The 21,150-nt window shown below is 64.1% G+C and carries 17 protein-coding genes and 2 pseudogenes; 11 read left to right on the top strand and 8 right to left on the bottom strand.

Translation table 11 applies throughout. The features are described from left to right. Positions 1-50: 50 nt before the first annotated feature. Complete coding sequence (gene hpaR, locus NLM25_RS14485; RefSeq protein ID WP_254137377.1) at positions 51-569, bottom strand: homoprotocatechuate degradation operon regulator HpaR; 519 nt, start codon at positions 567-569, stop codon at positions 51-53. A gap of 111 nt (positions 570-680) precedes the next feature. Between hpaR and hpaH the strand changes: the two genes are divergently transcribed. The 6 genes and pseudogenes from hpaH to NLM25_RS14455 all read left to right on the top strand — a co-directional run bounded on the left by hpaH (position 681) and on the right by NLM25_RS14455 (position 7,158). Further along, positions 681-1,487: a 2-oxo-hept-4-ene-1,7-dioate hydratase gene (hpaH, locus tag NLM25_RS14480; RefSeq protein WP_254137376.1), complete on the top strand. Its 807-nt coding sequence runs from the start codon at positions 681-683 to the stop codon at positions 1,485-1,487. A gap of 33 nt (positions 1,488-1,520) precedes the next feature. Next, positions 1,521-1,919 carry a 5-carboxymethyl-2-hydroxymuconate Delta-isomerase gene (locus NLM25_RS14475; protein WP_254137375.1) on the top strand — a complete coding sequence of 133 codons (399 nt, stop codon included), beginning with the start codon at positions 1,521-1,523 and terminating at the stop codon, positions 1,917-1,919. Beyond that, entirely contained in the window at positions 1,912-3,450 is a 1,539-nt protein-coding gene (gene hpaE, locus NLM25_RS14470) for a 5-carboxymethyl-2-hydroxymuconate semialdehyde dehydrogenase (protein ID WP_254137374.1), read from the top strand. Before NLM25_RS14475 ends, hpaE begins: the two co-directional genes overlap by 8 nt. A 27-nt stretch (positions 3,451-3,477) precedes the next feature. Next, a complete protein-coding gene (hpaD, locus tag NLM25_RS14465) occupies positions 3,478-4,461 on the top strand; it encodes a 3,4-dihydroxyphenylacetate 2,3-dioxygenase (RefSeq protein WP_254117534.1) in 984 nt (327 codons plus the stop codon). A gap of 174 nt (positions 4,462-4,635) precedes the next feature. Continuing rightward, positions 4,636-5,504, top strand: a pseudogene (locus NLM25_RS14460) (fumarylacetoacetate hydrolase family protein). Between the two features lie 25 nt (positions 5,505-5,529). Then, positions 5,530-7,158, top strand: a complete 1,629-nt coding sequence (locus NLM25_RS14455) for a thiamine pyrophosphate-dependent enzyme (protein WP_254137373.1) — start codon at positions 5,530-5,532, stop codon at positions 7,156-7,158. 123 nt (positions 7,159-7,281) lie between these two features. Here the strand turns inward: NLM25_RS14455 and alkB are convergent, their stop codons facing one another. From alkB to NLM25_RS14435, 4 genes and pseudogenes are all read right to left on the bottom strand, one after another. Further along, a complete protein-coding gene (gene alkB, locus NLM25_RS14450) occupies positions 7,282-7,935 on the bottom strand; it encodes a DNA oxidative demethylase AlkB (RefSeq protein WP_254137372.1) in 654 nt (217 codons plus the stop codon). A gap of 9 nt (positions 7,936-7,944) precedes the next feature. Continuing rightward, positions 7,945-8,688 carry a 2OG-Fe(II) oxygenase gene (locus NLM25_RS14445; RefSeq protein WP_254137371.1) on the bottom strand — a complete coding sequence of 248 codons (744 nt, stop codon included), beginning with the start codon at positions 8,686-8,688 and terminating at the stop codon, positions 7,945-7,947. A 253-nt stretch (positions 8,689-8,941) separates the two neighbouring features. Further along, the gene (locus NLM25_RS14440) at positions 8,942-9,628 is read right to left on the bottom strand and encodes a DUF2848 domain-containing protein (RefSeq protein ID WP_254117524.1); all 687 of its coding nucleotides are present in this window, start codon (positions 9,626-9,628) and stop codon (positions 8,942-8,944) included. Next, positions 9,621-10,969: pseudogene (locus NLM25_RS14435) on the bottom strand (amidase). The gene NLM25_RS14440 and the pseudogene NLM25_RS14435 overlap by 8 nt, the downstream one beginning before the upstream one ends. A 176-nt stretch (positions 10,970-11,145) precedes the next feature. On the opposite strand from NLM25_RS14435, the gene NLM25_RS14430 reads away from it, so the two are divergent. From NLM25_RS14430 to NLM25_RS14415, 4 genes are all read left to right on the top strand, one after another. After that, positions 11,146-11,559, top strand: a complete 414-nt coding sequence (locus NLM25_RS14430; protein WP_028172362.1) for a Zn-ribbon domain-containing OB-fold protein — start codon at positions 11,146-11,148, stop codon at positions 11,557-11,559. 3 nt (positions 11,560-11,562) lie between these two features. After that, complete coding sequence (locus NLM25_RS14425; protein ID WP_254137370.1) at positions 11,563-12,702, top strand: thiolase; 1,140 nt, start codon at positions 11,563-11,565, stop codon at positions 12,700-12,702. A gap of 5 nt (positions 12,703-12,707) precedes the next feature. Next, complete coding sequence (locus NLM25_RS14420; protein ID WP_254117521.1) at positions 12,708-13,622, top strand: SDR family oxidoreductase; 915 nt, start codon at positions 12,708-12,710, stop codon at positions 13,620-13,622. A 113-nt stretch (positions 13,623-13,735) separates the two neighbouring features. Continuing rightward, positions 13,736-14,902, top strand: a complete 1,167-nt coding sequence (locus NLM25_RS14415) for an SMP-30/gluconolactonase/LRE family protein (protein ID WP_254124231.1) — start codon at positions 13,736-13,738, stop codon at positions 14,900-14,902. 72 nt (positions 14,903-14,974) lie between these two features. On the opposite strand, the gene ppc is transcribed toward NLM25_RS14415, so the two are convergent. From ppc to NLM25_RS14400, 3 genes are all read right to left on the bottom strand, one after another. After that, positions 14,975-17,773, bottom strand: a complete 2,799-nt coding sequence (gene ppc, locus NLM25_RS14410) for a phosphoenolpyruvate carboxylase (protein ID WP_254137369.1) — start codon at positions 17,771-17,773, stop codon at positions 14,975-14,977. Positions 17,774-18,086: 313 nt separating this feature from the next. Further along, positions 18,087-18,728, bottom strand: coding sequence for a glutathione S-transferase family protein (locus NLM25_RS14405; protein WP_254117517.1), 642 nt, complete (start codon positions 18,726-18,728; stop codon positions 18,087-18,089). Positions 18,729-18,992: 264 nt separating this feature from the next. Continuing rightward, on the bottom strand, positions 18,993-19,208 hold the full coding sequence (locus tag NLM25_RS14400) for a hypothetical protein (protein ID WP_254117515.1): 216 nt from the start codon (positions 19,206-19,208) through the stop codon (positions 18,993-18,995). Positions 19,209-19,474: 266 nt separating this feature from the next. On the opposite strand from NLM25_RS14400, the gene NLM25_RS14395 reads away from it, so the two are divergent. After that, complete coding sequence (locus NLM25_RS14395; protein WP_254141178.1) at positions 19,475-21,037, top strand: winged helix-turn-helix domain-containing protein; 1,563 nt, start codon at positions 19,475-19,477, stop codon at positions 21,035-21,037. Positions 21,038-21,150 lie beyond the last annotated feature (113 nt).

Genomic DNA, 21,150 nt, shown 5'->3' with positions numbered 1-21,150 from the left:
AAATGCCGCCATGTCCATGGCCGTTGCCGCACGCTCGCGCATATCTGCTTTCACTCCTCGGCACTTGCCTCCTCGCCGGTGCCGAGCCCTGCAAGACTCTGTTCGAGCTCGCCGAGCATCTCCTGCAACTCGGCGAGCTTGCGCGCGCCGAAGCGCTGGGTGATCTCCGCATAGATCGCTTCCGAGGACGGCGCGACGGAGGCCATCAGCTTCACGCCCTCTTTCGAGATCGAGACCATGCTGCGGCGCTGGTCGGTCTTCGCCGTCTTGCGCTCGATCAGATTGCGCGCCTCGAGATCGCGCAGGATGCGCGACAGGCTCGGACCGAGGAGAAACGCGGTGCGCGCGAGTTCCGTGACCTCCGCGGCCTCGATCGCCGCGAGTGCGCGGAGGATGCGCCATTGCTGCTCAGTCAAGCCGTGCTCGCGCAGCTTGGGGCGAAATTGCCGCATCACGGCCTCGCGCGCCCTGAGCAGCGACATCGGAAGCGAGCGCGAGAAGTCGCGCATCGGCACCTGCCGTGCGGCAGGCTCACTTCCGTTCGCGGGATCAGCCGGTCTTTTCGCCATGATGCCCTTTCAAGCCGCAAAATGTTTGCAGTGCAGCAAGCCCGAATTGTGTTTGACGCATTCACTTAACATGTTAAGTATCTCCGGGCACCAGGATTTCGAAGATCACAGATGGCGCTTTCCAACGACGATATCCAAGCTTGCGCGAGGCGTCTGCACCAGGCGGAGAAGACCCGCACGCAGATCCGGCAGCTTTCACAGGATTTCCCCGGCATCAGCATCGCTGATGCCTACGCGATTCAGAAGGCCTGGGTCGACGTCAAGATTGCCGAGGGGCGCATCGTCAAAGGCCACAAAATCGGCCTGACCTCGAAGGCGATGCAGAGTTCGCTCAACATCGACGAGCCGGATTCCGGCGTGCTGCTCGACGACATGTTCTTCGCCGATGGCGGCCTTGTCCCGACCGAGCGCTTCATCGCCACCCGCGTCGAGGCCGAACTCGCCTTCGTCATGAGCAAGCGGCTCGCAGGCCCCGACTGCACGCTGTTCGACGTGCTCAACGCCACCGATTTCGTCGTGCCGGCGCTGGAAATTCTGGACACCCGCATCGAGCGCGTCGATCCCAAGACGAAAGCGACGCGCAAGATCTTTGATACCATCGCCGACAATGCGGCGAATGCCGGCATCGTGCTCGGCGGTCGCCCGATCCGTCCGTTGGACGCCGATCTGCGCTGGATCGGCGCGCTGTGCTTCAAGAACGGACAGCTCGAGGAAACGGGTCTCGCCGCCGGTGTGCTCAATCATCCCGCCACCGCGGTGGCCTGGCTCGCCAACAAGATCGCGCCGCTCGGCCTTGCGCTGGAGCCCGGTCAGGTCGTGCTCGCGGGCTCCTTCATCCGTCCGATCGAGACCCGCAAGGGCGACACAATTCAGGCCGATTATGGCACCTACGGCTCGGTGAGCTGCTACTTCGCGTAAAGCAACAAGACGACACCAGGGAGTGAAACCGCGATGCCGCATTTCACGATCGAATATTCTGCCAATCTCGACAGCCGCCTCGACATGGCGCAGGTGTGCGAGGTCGTGCGCAAGGCGGCGGTCGAGACCGGCATCTTCCCGCTCGGCGGCATCCGCGTCCGCGCCATCAGGTGCGAGCATTATGCGATCGCCGATGCGCGGAACGACTACGGCTTTCTCGACATGGTGCTGCGTATCGGCGAGGGCCGCGATCTCCCCACGCGCCAGAAGGCCGGCGAGCATGTCTTCCAGGCGCTCTCGAAACATCTCGATCCCGTCTTCGCCGCCAGCAAGTTCGCTCTGTCGTTCGACATGCAGATCAACGACAAGGACACGAGCTGGAAGCGCAACAACATCCACGACGCCCTGAAAGTGGAGGCTGCCCATGGATAAGTCCACGCCGAAAGCCGATGTGTTCCAGGCCAATCGCGACCGCGCCGCGCCGCTGCTGAAAACGCTGCGCGCCGACGGCGTCGGCCACATGATCGACGGCAAGATCGTGCCCGCGATCTCCGGCGAAACCTTTGAGACGAAATCGCCGATCGATGGCGCAACGCTCGCGAGCGTTGCGCGCGGCAACGCCGAGGACATCGACGCCGCGGCCACTGCCGCCGCCCTCGCCTTCAAGTCCTGGCGCGACATGGGGCCTGCGATGCGGCGCAAGCTGCTGCATCGCGTCGCCGATGCGATCGAGGACAATGCCGACGACATCGCGGTGCTCGAATGCATCGACACCGGGCAGGCCTATCGCTTCATGGCCAAGGCCGCGATCCGCGCCGCCGAGAATTTCCGCTTCTTCGCCGACAAATGCGCCGAGGCGCGCGATGGCCAGAACACGCCGAGCGACGAGCACTGGAACGTCTCGACCCGCGTGCCGATCGGCCCCGTCGGCGTGATCACGCCGTGGAATACGCCGTTCATGCTCTCGACCTGGAAGATTGCCCCTGCGCTGGCCGCCGGCTGCACCGTCGTGCACAAGCCGGCCGAGTGGTCGCCGGTGACGGCGAGCATTCTGGCAAGGCTGGTCAAGGAAGCCGGCGTACCCGACGGCGTGCTCAACACCGTCCACGGTTTTGGTGAGGAAGCCGGCAAGGCCCTGACCGAGCATCCCGCGATCAAGGCGATCGGCTTCGTCGGCGAGAGCGCGACGGGCTCGGCGATCATGGTTCAGGGCGCCCCGACCCTGAAGCGCGTGCATTTCGAGCTCGGCGGCAAGAACCCGGTCATCGTGTTCGACGATGCCGATCTCGACCGCGCCCTCGATGCCGTCGTGTTCATGATCTACTCGCTCAACGGCGAGCGCTGCACGTCGTCGAGCCGGCTGCTGATCCAGCAAAGCATCGCGGAGAAATTCGTGGAGAAGCTGACCGCGCGCGTGAAGGCGCTGAAGGTCGGCCATCCCCTCGATCCCGCCACCGAGATCGGGCCGCTGATCCATGAACGGCACCTTGCGAAAGTCTGCTCCTATTTCGACGTCGCGCGCCAGGACGGCGCGACCATCGCGGTCGGCGGCAAGGCCTATGACGGCCCCGGCGGCGGACATTACGTCGAGCCGACGCTGGTGACCGGCGCACACGGCAAGATGCGCGTGGCGCAGGAAGAGGTGTTCGGCCCGTTCCTCACCGTGCTGCCGTTCAGGGACGAGGCGGACGCGATCGAAATCGCCAACGACATCCGCTATGGCTTAACCGGCTATGTCTGGACCAACGACGTCGGCCGCGCGCTGCGTGTCGCCGACGCGCTGGAGGCCGGCATGATCTGGCTGAACTCGGAGAACGTCCGCCATCTGCCGACGCCGTTCGGCGGCATGAAGGCGAGCGGCATCGGCCGCGACGGCGGCGATTACTCGTTCGACTTCTACATGGAAACCAAGCACGTCTCGCTGGCGCGGGGCACGCACAAGATTCAGAAATTGGGACTCTGACGCTCGTCGTTCCGAGGGGAAACGCCAATGCCCGTACCGCAACATATCTTCGAGCCGCCGTTCAACATCATCCGCTCCAGCCACGTCGTGCTCGACGTGACCGACCTGAAGCTGAGCCGCGAATTCTACGAGACCACCGTCGGCATGCATGTCGAGGATGCCGACGACAAATTCGTTTACCTGCGCGCCGCCGAGGAGCATCAGCATCATTCGCTGGTGCTGCGCAAGGCGGCGGTGCCTGCCTGCAATCGATTGGGCTTCAAGGTCGGCAACGACGGGGATCTCGACAAGGCTGCCGCCTTTCTCTCCGAGAACGGCCTTTCTTACGCCTTCGTCGACCAGCCGTTCCAAGGCCGCACGCTGCAATTCACCGATCCCTTCGGCTTCCAGATCGAACTCTACGCATCGATGGACCGCCGGCCGCACCTGCTTCGCCGCTACGATCTCTACAGGGGATGCCACCCGCAGCGGCTCGACCATTTCAACGTGTTCGCCGCCGAGGTGCAGGACACCGTCGAGTTCTACGCACGGCTCGGCTTCCGTCTCACCGAATACGCCGAGGAGGACGGACCGAACGGCCGCATCGCCGCGGCCTGGATGCATCGCAAGGGCAATGTCCATGACTTCGCCATCACCAATGGCAAGGGCCCTCGCCTGCACCATTTCGCGTACTGGACGCCGACGGCGATGAACATCATCCATCTCTGCGACGTCATGGCCTCGCAAGGCTTTGTGAAGAACATCGAGCGCGGTCCGGGACGCCACGGCATCTCGAATGCGTTCTTCCTCTATGTGCGCGACCCCGATGGACACCGCCTCGAGCTCTACACCAGCGATTACTTTACCGGCGATCACGACCACGAGCCGCTGCGCTGGTCGCTGCGCGATCCGCGCCGCCAGACGCTGTGGGGCGCGCCGGCGCCACGCTCCTGGTTCGAGCAGGGCTCGCCTTTCTCAGGGCAAGCCGTGCGCGAGCCGAAGTTCGTGGCCGACGTGCTGGTGGCGGATTGATGCCGGTGACAAGCAAAACAACTCTTCCCGTCGTCCCTGCGAAAGCAGGGACCCATAACCACAGGGAGGAGTTTGGCGAAGGTTGGTCGTTCGGGATTGTCGTCGCACTCCATCGATAGATCACGCGGCATGGGTCCCTGCTTTCGCAGGGACGACAAGAGAGATTGATTACCTATGAAGCTCCCTCGCCTCGCCACCTATTCCGTCAAGGGTGATATCAGCTACGGCGCCGTCCTGGAGGGCGGCATCGTCGATCTCTCTTCGCGCCACGCAAAGGACTATCCGACGCTGCGCGAGGTGATCGCGGCCGGAAAGCTCGTGAGCTTCGCCGAAGAAGCCGCCGGCCGCACGCCGGATCACGCGCTCGCCGACATCACCTGGCTGCCGCCGGTGCCCGCACCGGAAAAGATCATCTGCATCGGCGTCAACTATCCCGACCGCAACGCCGAGTACAAGGACGGCCAGGACGCGCCGAAATATCCGAGCATGTTCATGCGCTCACCCCGCTCCTTCGTCGGTCACGACACGCCGCTGGTGCGCCCGCGCGCGTCAGCGCAGCTCGATTACGAGGGCGAGATCGTGCTGGTGATCGGCAAGCAAGGCCGGCACATTGCCGAAAGTGCCGCGCTCGATCACATCGCCGCGCTCACGCTGTGCAACGAAGGCTCGGTGCGCGACTGGCTGCGCCACGCCAAGTTCAACGTCACGCAGGGCAAGAATTTCGATTCCAGCGGTAGCTTCGGCCCGTGGCTCGTGCCCTACACGAAGGAATCCCAGATCGCGGACATCAGGCTCACCACGCATGTCAACGGCGAGCTGCGGCAGGACGATCGCACCAGCCGGCTGATGTTCCCGTTCCGCTATCTCATCAGCTATATCTCGACCTTCGCAACGCTGGTCCCCGGCGACATCATCGTCACGGGCACGCCGACCGGCGCCGGTGCGCGGTTCGATCGCCGCGTTACCTGAAGCCGGGCGATGTCATCGAGGTCGAGGCGGAAGGCATCGGCCAATTGCGCAACGGTGTCGTCGACGAAGCCTGAACAACAATCGAAGTGGAATAGTGCAATGACGACCCTCACTGGCGGCGAAGCGATCGTAAGCGGCCTTGTTGCCCACGGCGTCGACACTGTGTTCGGCCTGCCCGGCGCGCAGGTCTACGGCCTGTTCGATGCCTTCCACCAGGCCCAGCTCAAGGTGATCGGGGCGCGGCACGAGCAGGCCTGCGGCTACATGGCGTTCGGCTATGCGCGCTCCAGCGGCAGGCCCGGCGTGTTCAGCGTGGTGCCCGGCCCCGGCGTGCTCAACGCCAGCGCGGCACTGCTGACCGCCTTCGGCTGCAACGAGCCGGTGCTGTGCGTGACAGGCCAGGTACCGACACAGTTTCTGGGCAAGGGCCGCGGCCATCTGCACGAAATGCCGGACCAGCTGGCGACCCTGCGGACCTATGTGAAGTGGGCCGACCGCATCGAATATCCCGGCAACGCGCCGACGGTCGTCGCGCGTGCCTTCCAGGAGATGACGTCCGGGCGCCGTGGCCCTGCCTCGGTCGAAATGCCCTGGGATATTTTCACCCAGCGCGCCGGCACGGCGGCAGCACAGGTGCTGGAGCCGCTGCCCGCACCGCTGCCTGACCCCGATATGATCAAGCAGGCCGCCGCGCTGATCAGGAACAGCAAGGCGCCGATGATCTTCGTCGGCAGTGGCGCGATCGAGGCCAGCGAGGAAATCCTCGAGCTCGCCGAGATGATCGATGCCCCCGTCGTCGCGTTTCGCAGCGGCCGCGGCATCGTCTCCAACGCGCACGAGCTCGGGCTCACCATGGCCGCTGCTTACAAGCTTTGGCCGACGACCGATCTGATGATCGCGATCGGCACCCGCGCGGAACTGCCCGCGTCGGGCTTCCGCTGGCCGTTTCAGCCGAAGGGACTGAAGTCCATTCGGATCGACATCGATCCGGCCGAAATGCGCCGCCTCGCCTCCGATACCGCTATTGTCGCCGACGCGAAGGCCGGGACGGCCGATCTCGTCGCGGCCGTGAAGAAGGCCGGCTATGCGAGGACGAGCGGCCGGCGCGGTGAAATCCGCGAGGCCACCGCATCAGCCCAAGCCGAGATCCAGCGCATCCAGCCCCAGATGGCGTACCTCAACATCCTGCGCGAGGTGCTGCCGGCGAACGCGATCGTCACAGATGAGTTGTCGCAGTTCGGCTTCGCTTCCTGGTACGGCTTTCCGGTCTACGAGCCGCGCACCTTCATCACCTCGGGCTATCAGGGCACGCTCGGCTCGGGCTTTCCGACCGCGCTCGGGGCCAAGGTCGCCAATCCCGACAAGCCGGTGGTGGCGATCACCGGCGACGGCGGTTTCATGTTCGGCGTGCAGGAGCTTGCCACTGCCGTGCAGTTCAACATCGGCGTGGTGACGCTGGTGTTCAACAACAACGCCTATGGCAATGTCCGCCGCGACCAGCGCGAACGCTTCGACGGCCGCGTGGTGGCGTCGGATCTCGTCAATCCGGATTTCGTCAAGCTCGCGGAGTCCTTTGGTGTGGCCGCCGCGCGCGTGACGGCGCCGGATCAGTTCAAGGCGGCGATGGAGAAGGCGCTCGCGCATGGCGGGCCGTATCTGATTTCGGTCGAGGTGACGCGGGACTCGGAAGTCAGCCCCTGGGCGTTCATTCACCCGCCGAAGCCGTAGTGATCCTCATGGTGAGGAGGCGCGAAGCGCCGTCTCGAACCATCGAGGCCCGGCTGCGACATCTCGGCCTTCATCCTTCGAGACGCGCGCCGAGTGGCGCGCTCCTCAGGATGAGGGGATAGATCACCGCGTCCGTCGAAACGTCAGATTGATCCGCTTCCGGCCGAGCAGCGCATGCTCGCCATCGGCGAGCGGCGCGACGCCGTGATAGGCGAGCCGTGACGGTCCGCCCCAGACGACCACGTCGCCATGGACGAGCCGGAAGCGGCGTGGCTTGTCGCTGCGCGCCAGGCCGCCGAACAGGAAGGTCGCGGGCAGCCCGAGCGAGACCGAGACGATCGGCGCCGAATAGTCCAGCTCGTCCTTGTCCTGGTGCAGCGAGAGCCGCGTGCCGGGCTCATAGCGATTAACGAGGCAGGCATCGGGCGCAAAGCCGGTGAAACCTCCCTGCTCTGCCGCGCGGCGGGCGAGGTCGCGGAGCACGGGCGGCATGGCGGGCCAGGGCGCGCCGGTTCGCGGATCAATGGGATCATAGCGATAACCGGTGTGATCGGTGATCCAGCCGCGCTCGCCGCAATTGGTCATCGCCACCGACATCAGGTGGCCGCCGGGCGTGGTCATGCGGCGGAACGGCGACTGCTCCACGATGGCGCGCGCGGCATCGATCAGCTCGCTCTCGATCGGCCTGACGAAGCCGCGCAACAGCACGGCGCCATCGGCGATGTCTTCGCGCGATGGCTGCGCTTCAGCGACAGTATCGAACAGGTCACCCGTCAATCGCAGCGCTCATTTGGCATCGTGGAAGATCACACCCACCGTGTGGCGCTGGCCGGTGCGAAGCCGGCTGACGCCGTGGCGCAGATTAACGCGGTAGGTGCCGCGTGTCCCCTGCACCGGGCGATGATGCACGGCAAAGGCGACGGCGTCGCCCTGCGCCAGCGGCACGACCTCGGCGCGCGACTGCATGCGCGGGCGCTGCTCGGTCAGCACGAACTCGCCGCCGGTAAAGTCGCGGCCCGGCTCGGACAAGAGGATCGCGACCTGGAGCGGGAACACGTGCTCGCCATAGAGGTCCTGGTGCAGGCAATTGTAGTCGCCGGCCTCGTATTGCAGCAACAGCGGCGTCGGACGGCTCTGGCCGGCTTCGTGGCAGCGCTTGAGGAACGCCGGATGTGCAGCCGGATAGCGGATGTCGATTCCCATCGCCTCGTTCCAGCGATTGGCGACGCCTTGCAGATGCGCATAGAGCGCCGGGCGCAGCTGCGCGATGAGGTCCGGCAGCGGATAGGAGAAATATTTGTACTCGCCGCGGCCAAAACCGTGGCGGCCCATGACGATGCGGCTGCGGAAGTTAGTGTCATGGGGATAGAGCGCAGCGACGGTGCGACACTGGTCCGGCGTCAGCAGGCCCTTCAGGACGGCGCAGCCCTGGGTGTCGAGCTCGGCGGTGATTTGCGGCCAATCGAGGGCATCGACGTGGGTGGTGAGGTCGGCGGACGAAGGCGGGGATTTGCGTGCTGTTGCTGTCATGGCCATGACTTTCGCAATGCGCCCCCCTCTGGCGCCACCCGATTTCCGACGACTTCCCCGTCATTGCGAGCGAAGCGAAGCAATCCAGAATCCCTCCGCGGAACCAGCCTGGATTGCTTCGTCGCAAGCGCTCCTCGCAATGACAGAGGAGAGATCTCGTAGGGTGGGCAAAGGCGCGAAGCGACGTGCCCACCATCACGAAATGGTGGGCACGCTTCGCTTTGCCCACCCTACAGGACTGTTGCTTGTGGAGCTAGCCCAGCACCGGCAGCGTCACCACGTCGTAGCCGTGCTTGATCGTCCGCTTCAGCACGGGATCCTCGAGCTCGAACTCGAAGCGATCCGCCGGCCGGATGCCACCCTTGGCCGCAAAAGTGCCGCCGAACATGGCACAGCTGTCGGGCAGCTTCCCGCCCGGAAAACCCCGCGCGATGAGATCGGCGACCGGCAGCATCGCGTCCAGCGTGCCCTCCTGGTAGAGCACGCGCTCGCCCTTGATCGTGGCCCAGGAGCGCAGGATCATCTTGTCCCAATGACCGATGACATCCTCCAGCTCCCACAGCGTGGACGCGATCGGCTTGTCGCACATCTGCTTCGACACCGTGACGTTGTAGGCCTCGACCTTGCGGTCGGTGTGGTCGGAGCCACAGCCGACGAAGATGCGGCCTTGCCAGCCGATCAGCACGAACTCGACCTCGCCCGAGGAATCGCCGCCGGTGCATTCGATGCTGTCTTCCTGGGTCAGCCGCCGTGCCGCGCCGCGATAGTAGATCGGCGTCGAGGCCGGCGGGGCGATGCCCATCTCTTGCAGCTCGGCGATATGCTTGTCGCGTGCGACCGGGTCGCGGCCGGTCCAGCCGGCGATGACCATCTGGTCGATCGCTAGCGTCAGCGGCGTTGTGGTGTCCTGGGCGTCGACGGTGAAAGTCAGGTCAAACACGAATTACGGCCTCCATGCCGGCAGCAAGCTCGAAAATACGGCGGTCCGATCCGCCCGCGCCCGCCAGCATCAGGCCGACGGGAACGTCGCCCTCGCGATGTGCGGGCAGCGAGATGGCGCAGCCGTCGATCATGTTGATGAGGGTGCAATTGCGCAGCGCCCGCAGGTTTTCCCTGGTGAACGCCTTGTCGTCGGCGAGATCGGAAATCTTCGGCGGCGTGTTGGCGGTGGTGGGCAGCACCAGCGCGTCATAGGGCGCGAGGCGCGCATTGACGCGGGCGATCAGCGAGCGGCGCTCGTTGAGGAGATCGATGTAATCGGCCGCGCTCTGCGCCTCGCCGCGCATGATGCGCACGAAGACCCTGGGGTCGTAGACGTCGCCCTTGGCGGTGATGAGATAGCGGTGCCAGGCGAAGCTCTCGGCCGCGGCAAAGCCGCCCTTGGCGTTCATCGGGCCGATGTCGTGGAATTCCGCCATCTCGATGCGTTCGATGATCGCACCGTGATCGGCAAGGGTCTTCAGCGTCCGCTCGAAGGTCTCGGAGACCTCAGCATCGAGGTCGTCCAGCGCGACGGTGGTCGGCACGGCGAGCCGCATGCCCTTCACGGGGCGCGGCTTCAGCGGGACGACCGGCTCGTTCGCCAGCACGGCATCGAGAATGGCACAGCAGCTGACCGATCGCGCCAACGGCCCGATGCTGTCGAGCGAGAACGACAGCGGCACTGCGCCGTCGAGCGGCACGCGCCGCTGCGTCGGCTTGTAGCCGACGATGCCGTTGAAGGCCGCCGGAATCCGGCAGGAGCCGCCGGTGTCGGTGCCGAGCGCGCCATGCGCCATGCCGTCGAGCACGGAGACCGCGGCGCCCGAGGACGAGCCGCCGGGCACATGGCCCACGGCCCGGTTCCAGCCCCCTTCGGCGTGCCGTAATGCGGATTGATGCCGATGCCGGAATAGGCGAACTCGGTCATGTTGGTGCGGCCGATCAGCACGAAGCCGGCCTTGCGCAGGCGCGCCACCGTTGCCGCATCGTGCTCCGCCGGATCGGAATCGTCGAGCGCACGGGAGCCGGCGCGCGTCGTCTGTCCCTTGATATCGAAGAGATCCTTGATCGAGATCGGGATACCGGCATAGCGCGACGGCGCAGCCTCGACCTTGCGCAGGGTATCCATCGCGTCAGCCGTTGCGAGCGCGGCGTCCTTGTCGACGTGGATGAAGGTGCGCTGGCCCTCGCCAGCCGGGTCGGCGATCCTGGCGATGCACGCCTCGACCAGCTTGCGGGAGGTCGTGCGGCCGCTTTCGAGGTCTTCGGCGAGCTTCGCCAGAGTCGGAAAATCGGGCATGTCTGTCTCACGGAATATTGCGCGCGCAATCTATAGCGCCGGCTCAGCTCGACACAAGCATTGTGCGCATGATGGCATGCATGCGCATTGCTGGACCGTTGACGCGCCATGGTCGATTGTCGCATCAAGATCGAAACAGGCGGGCGTGAAGCCTGTGCCTTGGGAGGACCATCTGAATGGCCGAACCGCAGCGCGCGCGACCGAAACCGACGCCGGAAACCCAGCATTTCTGGGACGGCACGAAAGCGGGCGAACTGCGCCTGCAGCGCTGCGACGCCTGCGCGCATGTCTATTTCCCACCACGCCCGTTCTGCCCGTCCTGCGCCTCGCGCAAGGTCAGCATCTTCAAGGCGAGCGGCAAGGGTTTCCTCTACAGCTACGTGATCAACCACCGCCCCGCCGCGCCAGGCTTTACCCCGCCTTACGCCATCGCCGTGGTCGAGCTGGCCGAAGGGCCGCGGATGATGAGCAACATCATCGACTGTCCGCAGACGCCGGAAGCGCTGGAGCTCGACATGAAGCTCGAGGTCGCCTTCCAGGAGCTCGACGACAAGATCACCCTTCCCGTCTTCCGTCCGGCGAAGGGGTAGACGATGCGCAGGAACCAGGTTGCCGTCGTCGGCGCGGCCGAGACCACCGAGCTCGGCGTCGTCCCCACCATGTCGCAGCTCCAGCTCCACGCGGATGCGGCACTCAATGCCATCGCGGATGCCGGGCTGAAGCTGTCCGACATCGACGGGTTTGCCACCGCGGTCGAGACGCCGCAGCAGGTCTGCCACTATCTCGGCATCAAGCCGACCTGGGTGGACGGCACCTCGGTCGGCGGCTGCTCCTTCATGCTGCACGTCCGCCATGCGGCGGCGGCGATCGAGGCCGGCCTGTGCAAGACGGTGCTGATCACCCATGCCGAGAGCGGCAAGTCGATGATCGGCAAGCTGCCGCGCTCGACGCCGGCCGACAGCCTCAACGGCCAGTTCGAGGCGCCCTACGGCGTGTACGGTCCGCCCAGCATGTTCCCGATCCCCGTGCTGCGCTTCATGAAGACCTATGGCATCACCCATGAGCAACTCGCCGCGGTGGCGGTCGTGCAGCGGGAATGGGCGGCGAAGAATCCGCGGGCGATGATGAAGGACCCGATCACGGTTGCCGACGTCCTCAACTCGCGCATGATCGCTTATCCGTTCCGTCTGCTGCAGTGCTGCCTCGTCACCGACGGCGGCGGCGCGCTGATCCTGACCTCGGCCGACCGCGCCAGGGATTTTCCGCGCAAGCCCGTCTACATCATGGGCACCGGCGAGAGCGTGGAAACGCCGATGGTCAGCCAGATGGAGACCTTTAATTCCTCGCGCGCGTTCAAGACCGCGGGCCCCCTCGCCTTCAAGGAAGCCGGCATCGCACACAAGGACGTCGATCATCTCATGATTTACGACGCCTTTGCGCATCTGCCGCTGTTCGGCCTCGGCGACCTCGGCTTCATGCCGCACGAAGAGACCGGCAAATTCATCGCCGACGGCAACACGAGGCCGGGCGGCAAACTTCCGCTCAACACCAATGGCGGCGGATTGAGCTACATGCATTCGGGCATGTACGGCATGTACGCGCTCCAGGAGAGCGTACGCCAGATGCGCGGCATCGCACCGGCGCAGGTCGCGGGCGCGAAGATTTCGGTGTGCCACGGCGTCGGCGGCATGTTCGCGGCATCAGGCACGATCGTGTTTACGAACGAAAGGTAATCCACATGAGCAAATCACTGCAAGACAAGGTCATCATCGTCACCGGCGCGGGCCGCGGCATCGGGCGCGAAATCGCGCTGCTCTGCGCGGCCGAAGGCGCCAAGGTCGTGGTCAACGATCCCGGTGGCGCCTCCGACGGCGCCGGCACGAGCGCCACGCCTGCGGAAGAAGTGGTCGAGGAAATCAAGAAGCGCGGCGGCACCGCCGTTGCCAATTTCGAAAGCGTCGCGGAAGCAATCCCCGCCAGCAAGATCGTGAAGACCGCGACCGATCATTTCGGCCGGCTCGACGGCGTCGTCAACAATGCCGGCATCTTGCGCGACATGATCTTCCACAAGATGAGCGTGGAAGCGTTCGAGGCCGTCATCAAGGTGCATCTGATGGGCTCGTTCTACGTCTCGCACGCCGCCGCGCGGATCTTCCGCGAGCAGGAGAGCGGCTCCTTCGTGCACTTCACCTCGACCTCGGGCCTGATCGGCAATTTCGGCCAGGCCAACTACGCCGCGGCCAAGCTCGGCATCATCGGGCTATCCAAGTCCATTGCGCTCGACATGGGCCGGTTCAACGTCCGCTCGAACTGCGTCTCGCCGTTCGCCTGGACCCGCATGATCGGCACCATCCCGACCGAGACCGAGGCCGAAAAGGCGCGCGTCGAGAAGATCAAGCAGATGGGCCCGGAGAAGATCGCGCCGATCTGCGCCTATTTGCTCTCCGATGCCGCCAAGGAGGTCTCCGGGCAGATCTTTGGCGCGCGCATGAACGAGTTGTTCCTGTTCAGCCAGAACCGTCCGCTGCGCTCGGTGCACCGGAGCGAAGGCTGGACGCCGCAATCGATCGCGGAACATGGCATGCCGGCGCTGAAGGGCTCGTTCTACAAGCTCGACCGTTCCGCCGACATCTTCCCCTGGGATCCCGTCTAGCGCTTTCCCAGCTATTGTTGCGCTGCGATCTCCGGTTGTCCGGCCGGAGATCGCCCGCATTACGCCCGATTGCGGGCGAATGGTTTCCTTCCAACAAAAAATGGGAGGCGACTATGACAAAACCACTGACCATTTCTGTCGGTACCAATGACCATTGCCTCGGGCGCCGCGCTCTCCTGAAAGGCGCGGCGGCTGCAGTAGCCGCGACGGGCGTCACCATGAACGCAGCCATGGCGGCTTCCGTCACGCCGTTCGGCCAGACCGCCACTCCGACGAGGTCGACGGCGCCATTGCCCTTGGGACCTCTCCCCGGCAGCCGCTATCCGGACTCCCGTCTGGAATCCGCCAAGAAGGGGCCACCAACGTTCGGGCCTGCGGACTTCCCGGCCTTCGCCGGCACCATGGCGGTCGAGCGGGTTGCAACCGGCTTCAGATGGGCCGAGGGTCCCGTGTATTTCGCAGCCGGGCGATACCTGTTGTTCAGCGACATTCCCAACAACCGCATCATGCGTTTCTCGGAGGATGACGGTCACGTCAGCGTCTACCGTCAGCCCTCGATGAACTCGAACGGCAACACCATCGATCGCGAAGGACGCCTGATCACATGCGAGCATAGCGGCCGGCGCGTGACGCGAACCGAACTCGACGGCTCGATCACCATCATTGCCGACAAATTCAATGGCAAGCGACTGAACTCGCCGAACGATGCGGTCGTTACCGCCGATGGCGCGATCTGGTTCACCGACCCCGCCTACGGCATCGGCGGCTTCTATGAAGGGATCAAGGCCGAGCCCGAGCAGGAGAAGAAGAACGTCTACCGGGTCGATCCGAAGTCCGGAGACGTCAAGGTCGTCATCGACGATTTCGTGGAGCCCAACGGGATCACCATCTCGCCCGACGAGAAGAAGCTCTACATCTGCGAGACCGGATTCACGGACGGACCGGACAATCCATCGCATATCCGCGTGTTCGACCTCGACGTGGCTGCGGGGAAGGTGTCGAACAGCAAGGTCTTCGCCGAGATGCCAAAGCCAAGCATCACCGACGGCGTCCGCTGTGACACCGAAGGACGAGTCTGGTGTTCGGTGGGCTGGGGCGATCCCAACGAAGACGGCGTGCGCTGTTATACGCCATCGGGCAATCTGCTCGGCAAGATTCATATTCCGGAAACAGTGGCGAATCTGAGCTTCGGCGGTCAGCAGAGAAACAGGCTGTATATCTGTGGCTCGACATCGCTTTATGCCGTCTACACCAGCGTGCAGGGCGCACTAAAGCCGTGAGCATCAACGAATAGCGAGTGGGGAGTAGCGAATAGTTGGCGGCGCCCCGCCCATCTGTTCGCTATTCGCCTCTCAACCCGTATTCCGCAAGCCCGCCGAGATCCCGTTGATCGTCAGCTGAATCCCGCGCAGCACCTGCTCGTCCGGATTTTGCGCGCGATGCTCCTTGAGCAGCTCGACTTGAACGTGGTTGAGCGGATCGAGATAGGGAAAGCGATGGCGCACCGAGCGCTCCAGCAGCGGATTGCCTTGCAGCAGCCGGTCCTGGCCCATGATGTCCAAGAGCGTCTCGATGCAGGAGTGCCATTCGCGGCGGATGCGGCCGAAGATTTTTTCGCGCAAGTCTTCGTCCGGCACGAGCTCGGCATAGCGCGAGGCGATCGCGATCGAGCTTTTCGCGAGCACCATGTCCATGTTCGACAGCAGCATGCGGAAGAACGGCCATTCCTTGTAGAGTTCTTTGAGGAACGGCATGCCCTTGTCGGGATGCTCGGCGATCCACTGCTCCACCGCGCTGCCAAAACCGTACCAGCCGGGCAGCATCAGGCGGCACTGCGCCCATGAGAACACCCAGGGGATCGCGCGAAGATCCTCGATCGCGCGGGTCTTCTTGCGCGAGGCCGGACGGCTGCCGATGTTCAGCGTCGCGATCTCGTTGATGACGGTGGACGCCCAGAAATAATCGACGAAGCCCTCGGTCTCGTAGACGAGGCCGCGATAGGCCTTGAAGGCGAGGTTCGACAGCTCGTCCATGGCGGTCAGATATTCGCGGCGCGGCGCGCTCTGGCGCGGATGCAGCAGGCTCGCCTCCAGCGTGGCCGCGGCCAGGATCTCCAGATTGTTGCGGCCGACTTCGGCGTTGGAATATTTCGACGAGATGATCTCGCCCTGCTCGGTGATGCGGATCTGGCCGTTCACCGCGCCGCCGGGCTGCGCGATGATGGCGTCATAGCTCGGCCCGCCGCCGCGGCCGACCGAGCCGCCGCGGCCGTGGAACAGGCGCAGCCGGACGCCGTGGCGCTCGAACACGTCCACGAGGCCGATCTCGGCCTTGTAGAGCTCCCAGCCCGAGGTGACGAAGCCGCCATCCTTGTTGCTGTCGGAATAGCCGAGCATGACCTCCTGCACGCTGCCGCGGCTGTCGACGAGGCGGCGGTAGTCGTGCAGCGAGAGCATGCGATCCATGATGCCGCTGGAGGCCTGCAAGTCCTCGATGGTCTCGAACAGCGGCACGATGTTGATGGCGCTACGCCCGGAGGGATGGACGAGGCCGACCTCCTTGAGCAGCACCGCGACCTCGAGCATGTCGGACATGCCCTTGCACATCGAGATGATGCATTGGGGAATGGCGTCCGAGCCGAACTTCGCATGCGCCTCCGCGGCGGCATGGAAGACGTTGAGCTCGCCCATCGTCTCGTCGCTGTATTTGACGAATGGCGACACCAGCGAGCGCGTGCTGCGCAATTCGTTGGTGAGCAGCGAAATGCGCGCCTCCTCGCCGAGCGCGAGATAGGACATGCCGGGGTTCGCGGCATCCATCAGCTCGGCGATGGTACGTTCGTGCACGGCCGAATTCTGGCGGATGTCGAGCCGCGCCAGATGGAAGCCGAAGCAATCCACCGCGCGCCGCAGCAGCCGCAGCCGGCCGCGGGCGATGACGCGAGCGTTGTTCGAGATCAGCGAGCGGTGCAGCACGTCGAGATCGGCCTGCAGCTCCCGGACGGTCTCGTAGGGCCTGCCCTTGCCGACCGGACGGCGCGTGATCTCGACCTCGAGCTTTTCGGCCGTCGCCGTCAGGCGCGCATAGATGCCGGAGACCGCGAGACGATAAGGCTCGCCGCTCCGGTGCGGCGAGGTGTCGGGCGAGCGTTCCGCCAGTGTCCGCAGCTCTTCGGAAACGTCGGCGAGATGCGCCGCGATCGACAGCTCCGAGCCGAGCACATGCAGCTCGTTCAGATAGAACTGCATCACCCGGCTCGACTGCAGCCGCAGCGTGCCGCGCATCACGTCTGCGGTGACGAAGGGATTGCCGTCGCGGTCGCCGCCGATCCAGCTGCCCATGCGCAGGAACGAGGCGAGCTCGCTTGCCGCCGCCTCGCCGCCTGCCTCCAGCCGGTCTTCCAGCACGTTGACCAGCCGCGGCACCTCGCGCAGGAAGGTATAGTCGTAGAAGGACAGGCCGTTGGCGACCTCGTCGAGCACGGTCAGCTTGGTGCGGCGGAGCAGATTGGTCTGCCACAGCGTCAGCACCTCGCGGCGGAGCTGCTCATCGCTGGCGGCGGCCTCGTCCGCGGTCAGCGCAACGCGCTCGCGGCGGTCGAGCAGGCTTGCGACCTCCATCTCGCGGTCCATGGTGCTCTTGCGGCGGACCTCGGTCGGGTGCGCGGTGAGGACCGGGCTGACCAGCGCGGTCTTGAAGAAGTTGCGGAGCACGTCGGGGCCGATCCCGGCGTCCCTGGCATGGGCCAGCGTCTCCGCCAGCACCCCGGCCTCGCCGCCCTTGGCAGCGCTGCGCGCCCGCATCTGGCGGATATTGTTGTGGTCCTCGGCGATATTGGCGAGATGGGAGAAATAGCTGAAGGCGCGGACGATCCGCACGGTCTCGGAGGTCGACATGCTGTCGAGGATCTGTTCGAGCTCGCGGCGGGCGAGCCGGTCCTCGTCGCGATGGAACCGGATCGAGGTCTGCCGGATGCGCTCGACCAGGTCGAACAATTCGGCACCCTCCTGGTCGCGCACGGTGTCGCCCAGGATGCGTCCGAGCAGGCGGATGTCGTCACGCAGCCGTGCATCTGCCTCCAGCGCCTGAACGTCCTCAGGGCGGTTGGGGCGCTGATCGGTGGCGTCGGATGGTACGGTCTGGAGGGACATGGCTCGCTCCCCTTGTAGAGCTCCCTGCGGCTCCCCGGTCCGGGGGAGTGTGCGATATTTTTCTGCCGCAGTGCAAGATGAACTTGGGGGCGGCGCGGCAACATCGCCGATCAAGGTTGGACAAGGTTGGGATTGCGCCTCGCAGCGCGCACACATGCCTTCGGTCTCGCGGTGGCGGGCCGCTCCACCACCACAAGCCTTGCCGCGCGTGACTCAGAGTTGAGTGCAAGCTGGAAGCCCCCAATTGGTCGATGCCCGCGAGGAGCTTTTCAGCTACCCAACCAGCCACCTGGCCGCTCCGCTGAAGCGAGCACTACAATCCGGGTGATCTCGCCGCCCAAGCCTTGGTGGCCTGGCAGCTTTCCATCGCTCGGGCATAGGCAGGGCGTGCGGTCGTGCGGGCGAGATAGTCCCGCTCGGTCGAACCGGGGACGTAGTTGCCAGTTCGCAGGCCGAGCAGGAGGGCGTAGCTCACCGAGATATCGGCTGCAGTGAATCGGTCGCCGGCGAGATAGGGGCATTCCGCGAGGCGGCGGATAACCAAACCAAGCCGGCTCTCGAAGGTCTCGAGTGCCCAACGTGTAACCCGAGCATTTCGCTCGGCTTCGGGCGCCAGTCCACGACCGACCAAGACGGCGTTCATCGGCCCGGCGAGCCCGGCCTCGCCCAAGTGCAGAAATTGCAGATAGGACGCGAAGGCGGGATCGTCGGGGGCGACGGCGAGCGAAGCTGAGCCGTGGCGGGCGAGCAGGTACTCAAGAATCGCGATCGATTCGACCATGATCATCTCGCCGTCCTGCAGTGCGGGAATGAAGCCGGCAGGGTTGATAGCGAGGAAATCGTGATCCTTCTCGGCTGCGAGCAGATCGACCGGACGCAGCCGATAAGCCAATCCTAATTCTTCGAGCAGCCAAACAACGCGAAAGCCACGACCTTCGCCATAGACGGTGAGCATAGTTAAGCGTTCCTGGATTGGGCCAGATGTACAAATTCGCAGAGGTGATCCAGTCGCGCAATGGATTATCGATAGCGCATCGTGCGCTCAAGGGTTGGCGCATACTCGCCTACAATGCGGACCCTTCCCACTTTACAGGTTCACGACCACGGCCGGAGACAAGCGACGCGACGGGCCACAGCCGGACTCTCAAACCGCTACCGCGAGCCAATCAATCACCTCGTCAACGAGCCCCAACAAGCAAGGTGTCGTATTTTCGCTGTCTCAGGGCTGCAGGAGTGATAGGAGCCTCTGACGGTCTTGATCGCGTAGGCGCTGGCATTCACGCAGCCATTCTAGCTCCTTTTCAGCGCTTGCAGTATTTTGACCTTCCCGTTTCAAGTCGAGAACCAGCCGCTCCTGTTCTGCAAGCTGGCGCTCTCCTGCGACCACTTCACGCTCAACGCGGCCCAACTCGTCATAGATCGAGGTTCTGTCCATCGAAGCGCTCCACGCGCTCGATCAACCCGATCCACGTTTCACCGTTCCCTCTCTTTTTGCTGTTTTTTCCCAACCGCTTTTGCGATGCCGGGAGGTGTGGAGTCATCCGTGAGCTCTCGGTGTCCCAGGCGAAAGTCAGGAACGGACCCAAAGCCGACTTCAGCGACTTCCTTCGGCAGATCAAAGGTAACAGAGCTCGCTTACAATTTCCTCACTGGCAGCTTATTCTCGGGGTTTCAGAGGGTGGCCCGCGCGAGGAATGCAGCTTGCGTTTTCTTTTTGAGGATTACGCATTGGATACCGACAGGCGCGAACTGCAGCGCGCAACGGACGTGATTGTTGTCACCCCCCAAGTGTTCGATCTGCTTGAATACCTGATCCGAAACAGAGAGCGCGTCGTCAGCAAGGACGACCTCATCAACGCCGTTTGGAAGGGACGCATCGTCTCGGATGCTGCGCTGACGACTCGCCTGAATGCCGCCCGGAGCGCAATCGGCGACACGGGCGAGAAACAGCATTTAATCAAAACATTGCCGCGCAAAGGTTTCCGCTTCGTGGGGGCAGTGCAGGAAGCCCGGGGACCCGCAAATGAGACGGTGGGCCCCGTCGAGCGAACCGACGACACGGCGCCACGCCTGTCCATCGTCGTGCTTCCCTTCGCGAACCTGAGCGATGATCGCGAACGGGACTATTTCGTGGATGGTATAACCGAGAGTTTGACCACGGACTTGTCGCGCATCAATGGTTCATTTGTAATCGCACGGAACAGCGCTGCCTCATACAAGGGCAAAGCAGTCGATGTACGGCAAGTCGGCCGCGAATTAAACGTTCGCTACGTGCTCGAAGGCTCAGTGCAGCGCAGCGGCAAGCGGCTTCGGATGAACGTGCAGTTGATCGATGCCAAGAGCGGCCAGCATCTTTGGGCCGATCGCTTCGAGAAGCCTGTCGTCGATTTGTTCGACATGCAGGACGAAATCGTATCGAGGCTCGCCAATACGTTAGGTGCCCAGCTCATCGAGGCTGAGGCGCGACGCGCCGAGCGTACGCTGCATCCCGATGCGATGGATTTGTACTTCCAGGGCCGGGCCTGGTTGATGAAGGGGTTTAGCCTTGAATGCGTGACGCAAGCGCGGAGCTTCTTCGAACGCTCTCTGGAGTTCGACCCCGGCAACGTCGAAGCAATGATCGGCCTGGCAAGTGTTGATACGACAATTGCAGCCAGCTTTACGACGGATGATGGGCCTGCGCGGCTTGCAGCGGCCGAGGCGATGGTGAATCAGGCATTGTCGATCAGGCCGAACTATACTTCAGCCCACTCGGCTCGGGGTTGGGTTCAGATCTTTACGAACCGGGCCGCCCAAGGCATCCGTGAATTCGAGCATGCGTTGGCGCTGGATTCGAATAGGGCCAACGCTCATGCTGCCCTTGGTTTTGCCAAATTCTATATGGGGCGCGGTGCCGAGACCGAAGGCCATGTACTCGAGGCTCTACGTCTTTCCCCTCGCGACGTTGAAGCCTACCAGTGGACGTGTTATGTGGGCGTGGCCAAGTTGCAGCTTGGTTCGGACGTCGAAGCCGTCAGTTGGCTACGACGAAGCACTGAGGCGAACCGCAACTTTCCTCTCGCTCATGTGTTGCTCGCTGCTGCGTTGGGCTTGACCGGCACGCTCGATGAGGCGCGAGCTGCTGCAAGAACGGGACTTGCGCTCAACTCAGGTTTCACCATCCGTCGCTTGTTCGTTGCTCAACGAAGCGACAACCCGATTTTCCTTGCTGGGCTCGAGCGCGTCTGTGAAGGCCTGCGCCTCGCTGGCGTGCCGGAAGGGTGATGGGCGCTTCGGGTCAGAAGCCGGTTTCAGCGCGTTCCCGCCCTACGTCGTCTTTGGGTCACAAGCCGCCAATGAGGATCAGGCACGGCAAACGTCCGCTTCATCTCCAAAAG

Origin of the sequence: Bradyrhizobium sp. CCGB01, assembly GCF_024199795.1 — a bacterium.
Lineage (GTDB): Bacteria > Pseudomonadota > Alphaproteobacteria > Rhizobiales > Xanthobacteraceae > Bradyrhizobium.
This window is presented reverse-complemented; position numbering and strand designations above follow the sequence as displayed.

Coding starts and splice junctions, on each gene's coding strand:
- hpaR (WP_254137377.1), bottom strand. CDS start 569: ATGGCGAAAAGACCGGCTGATCCCGCGAACGGAAGTGAGCCTGCCGCA.
- hpaH (WP_254137376.1), top strand. CDS start 681: ATGGCGCTTTCCAACGACGATATCCAAGCTTGCGCGAGGCGTCTGCAC.
- NLM25_RS14475 (WP_254137375.1), top strand. CDS start 1,521: ATGCCGCATTTCACGATCGAATATTCTGCCAATCTCGACAGCCGCCTC.
- hpaE (WP_254137374.1), top strand. CDS start 1,912: ATGGATAAGTCCACGCCGAAAGCCGATGTGTTCCAGGCCAATCGCGAC.
- hpaD (WP_254117534.1), top strand. CDS start 3,478: ATGCCCGTACCGCAACATATCTTCGAGCCGCCGTTCAACATCATCCGC.
- NLM25_RS14455 (WP_254137373.1), top strand. CDS start 5,530: ATGACGACCCTCACTGGCGGCGAAGCGATCGTAAGCGGCCTTGTTGCC.
- NLM25_RS14445 (WP_254137371.1), bottom strand. CDS start 8,688: ATGACAGCAACAGCACGCAAATCCCCGCCTTCGTCCGCCGACCTCACC.
- NLM25_RS14430 (WP_028172362.1), top strand. CDS start 11,146: ATGGCCGAACCGCAGCGCGCGCGACCGAAACCGACGCCGGAAACCCAG.
- NLM25_RS14425 (WP_254137370.1), top strand. CDS start 11,563: ATGCGCAGGAACCAGGTTGCCGTCGTCGGCGCGGCCGAGACCACCGAG.
- NLM25_RS14420 (WP_254117521.1), top strand. CDS start 12,708: ATGAGCAAATCACTGCAAGACAAGGTCATCATCGTCACCGGCGCGGGC.
- NLM25_RS14415 (WP_254124231.1), top strand. CDS start 13,736: ATGACAAAACCACTGACCATTTCTGTCGGTACCAATGACCATTGCCTC.
- ppc (WP_254137369.1), bottom strand. CDS start 17,773: ATGTCCCTCCAGACCGTACCATCCGACGCCACCGATCAGCGCCCCAAC.
- NLM25_RS14405 (WP_254117517.1), bottom strand. CDS start 18,728: ATGCTCACCGTCTATGGCGAAGGTCGTGGCTTTCGCGTTGTTTGGCTG.
- NLM25_RS14400 (WP_254117515.1), bottom strand. CDS start 19,208: ATGGACAGAACCTCGATCTATGACGAGTTGGGCCGCGTTGAGCGTGAA.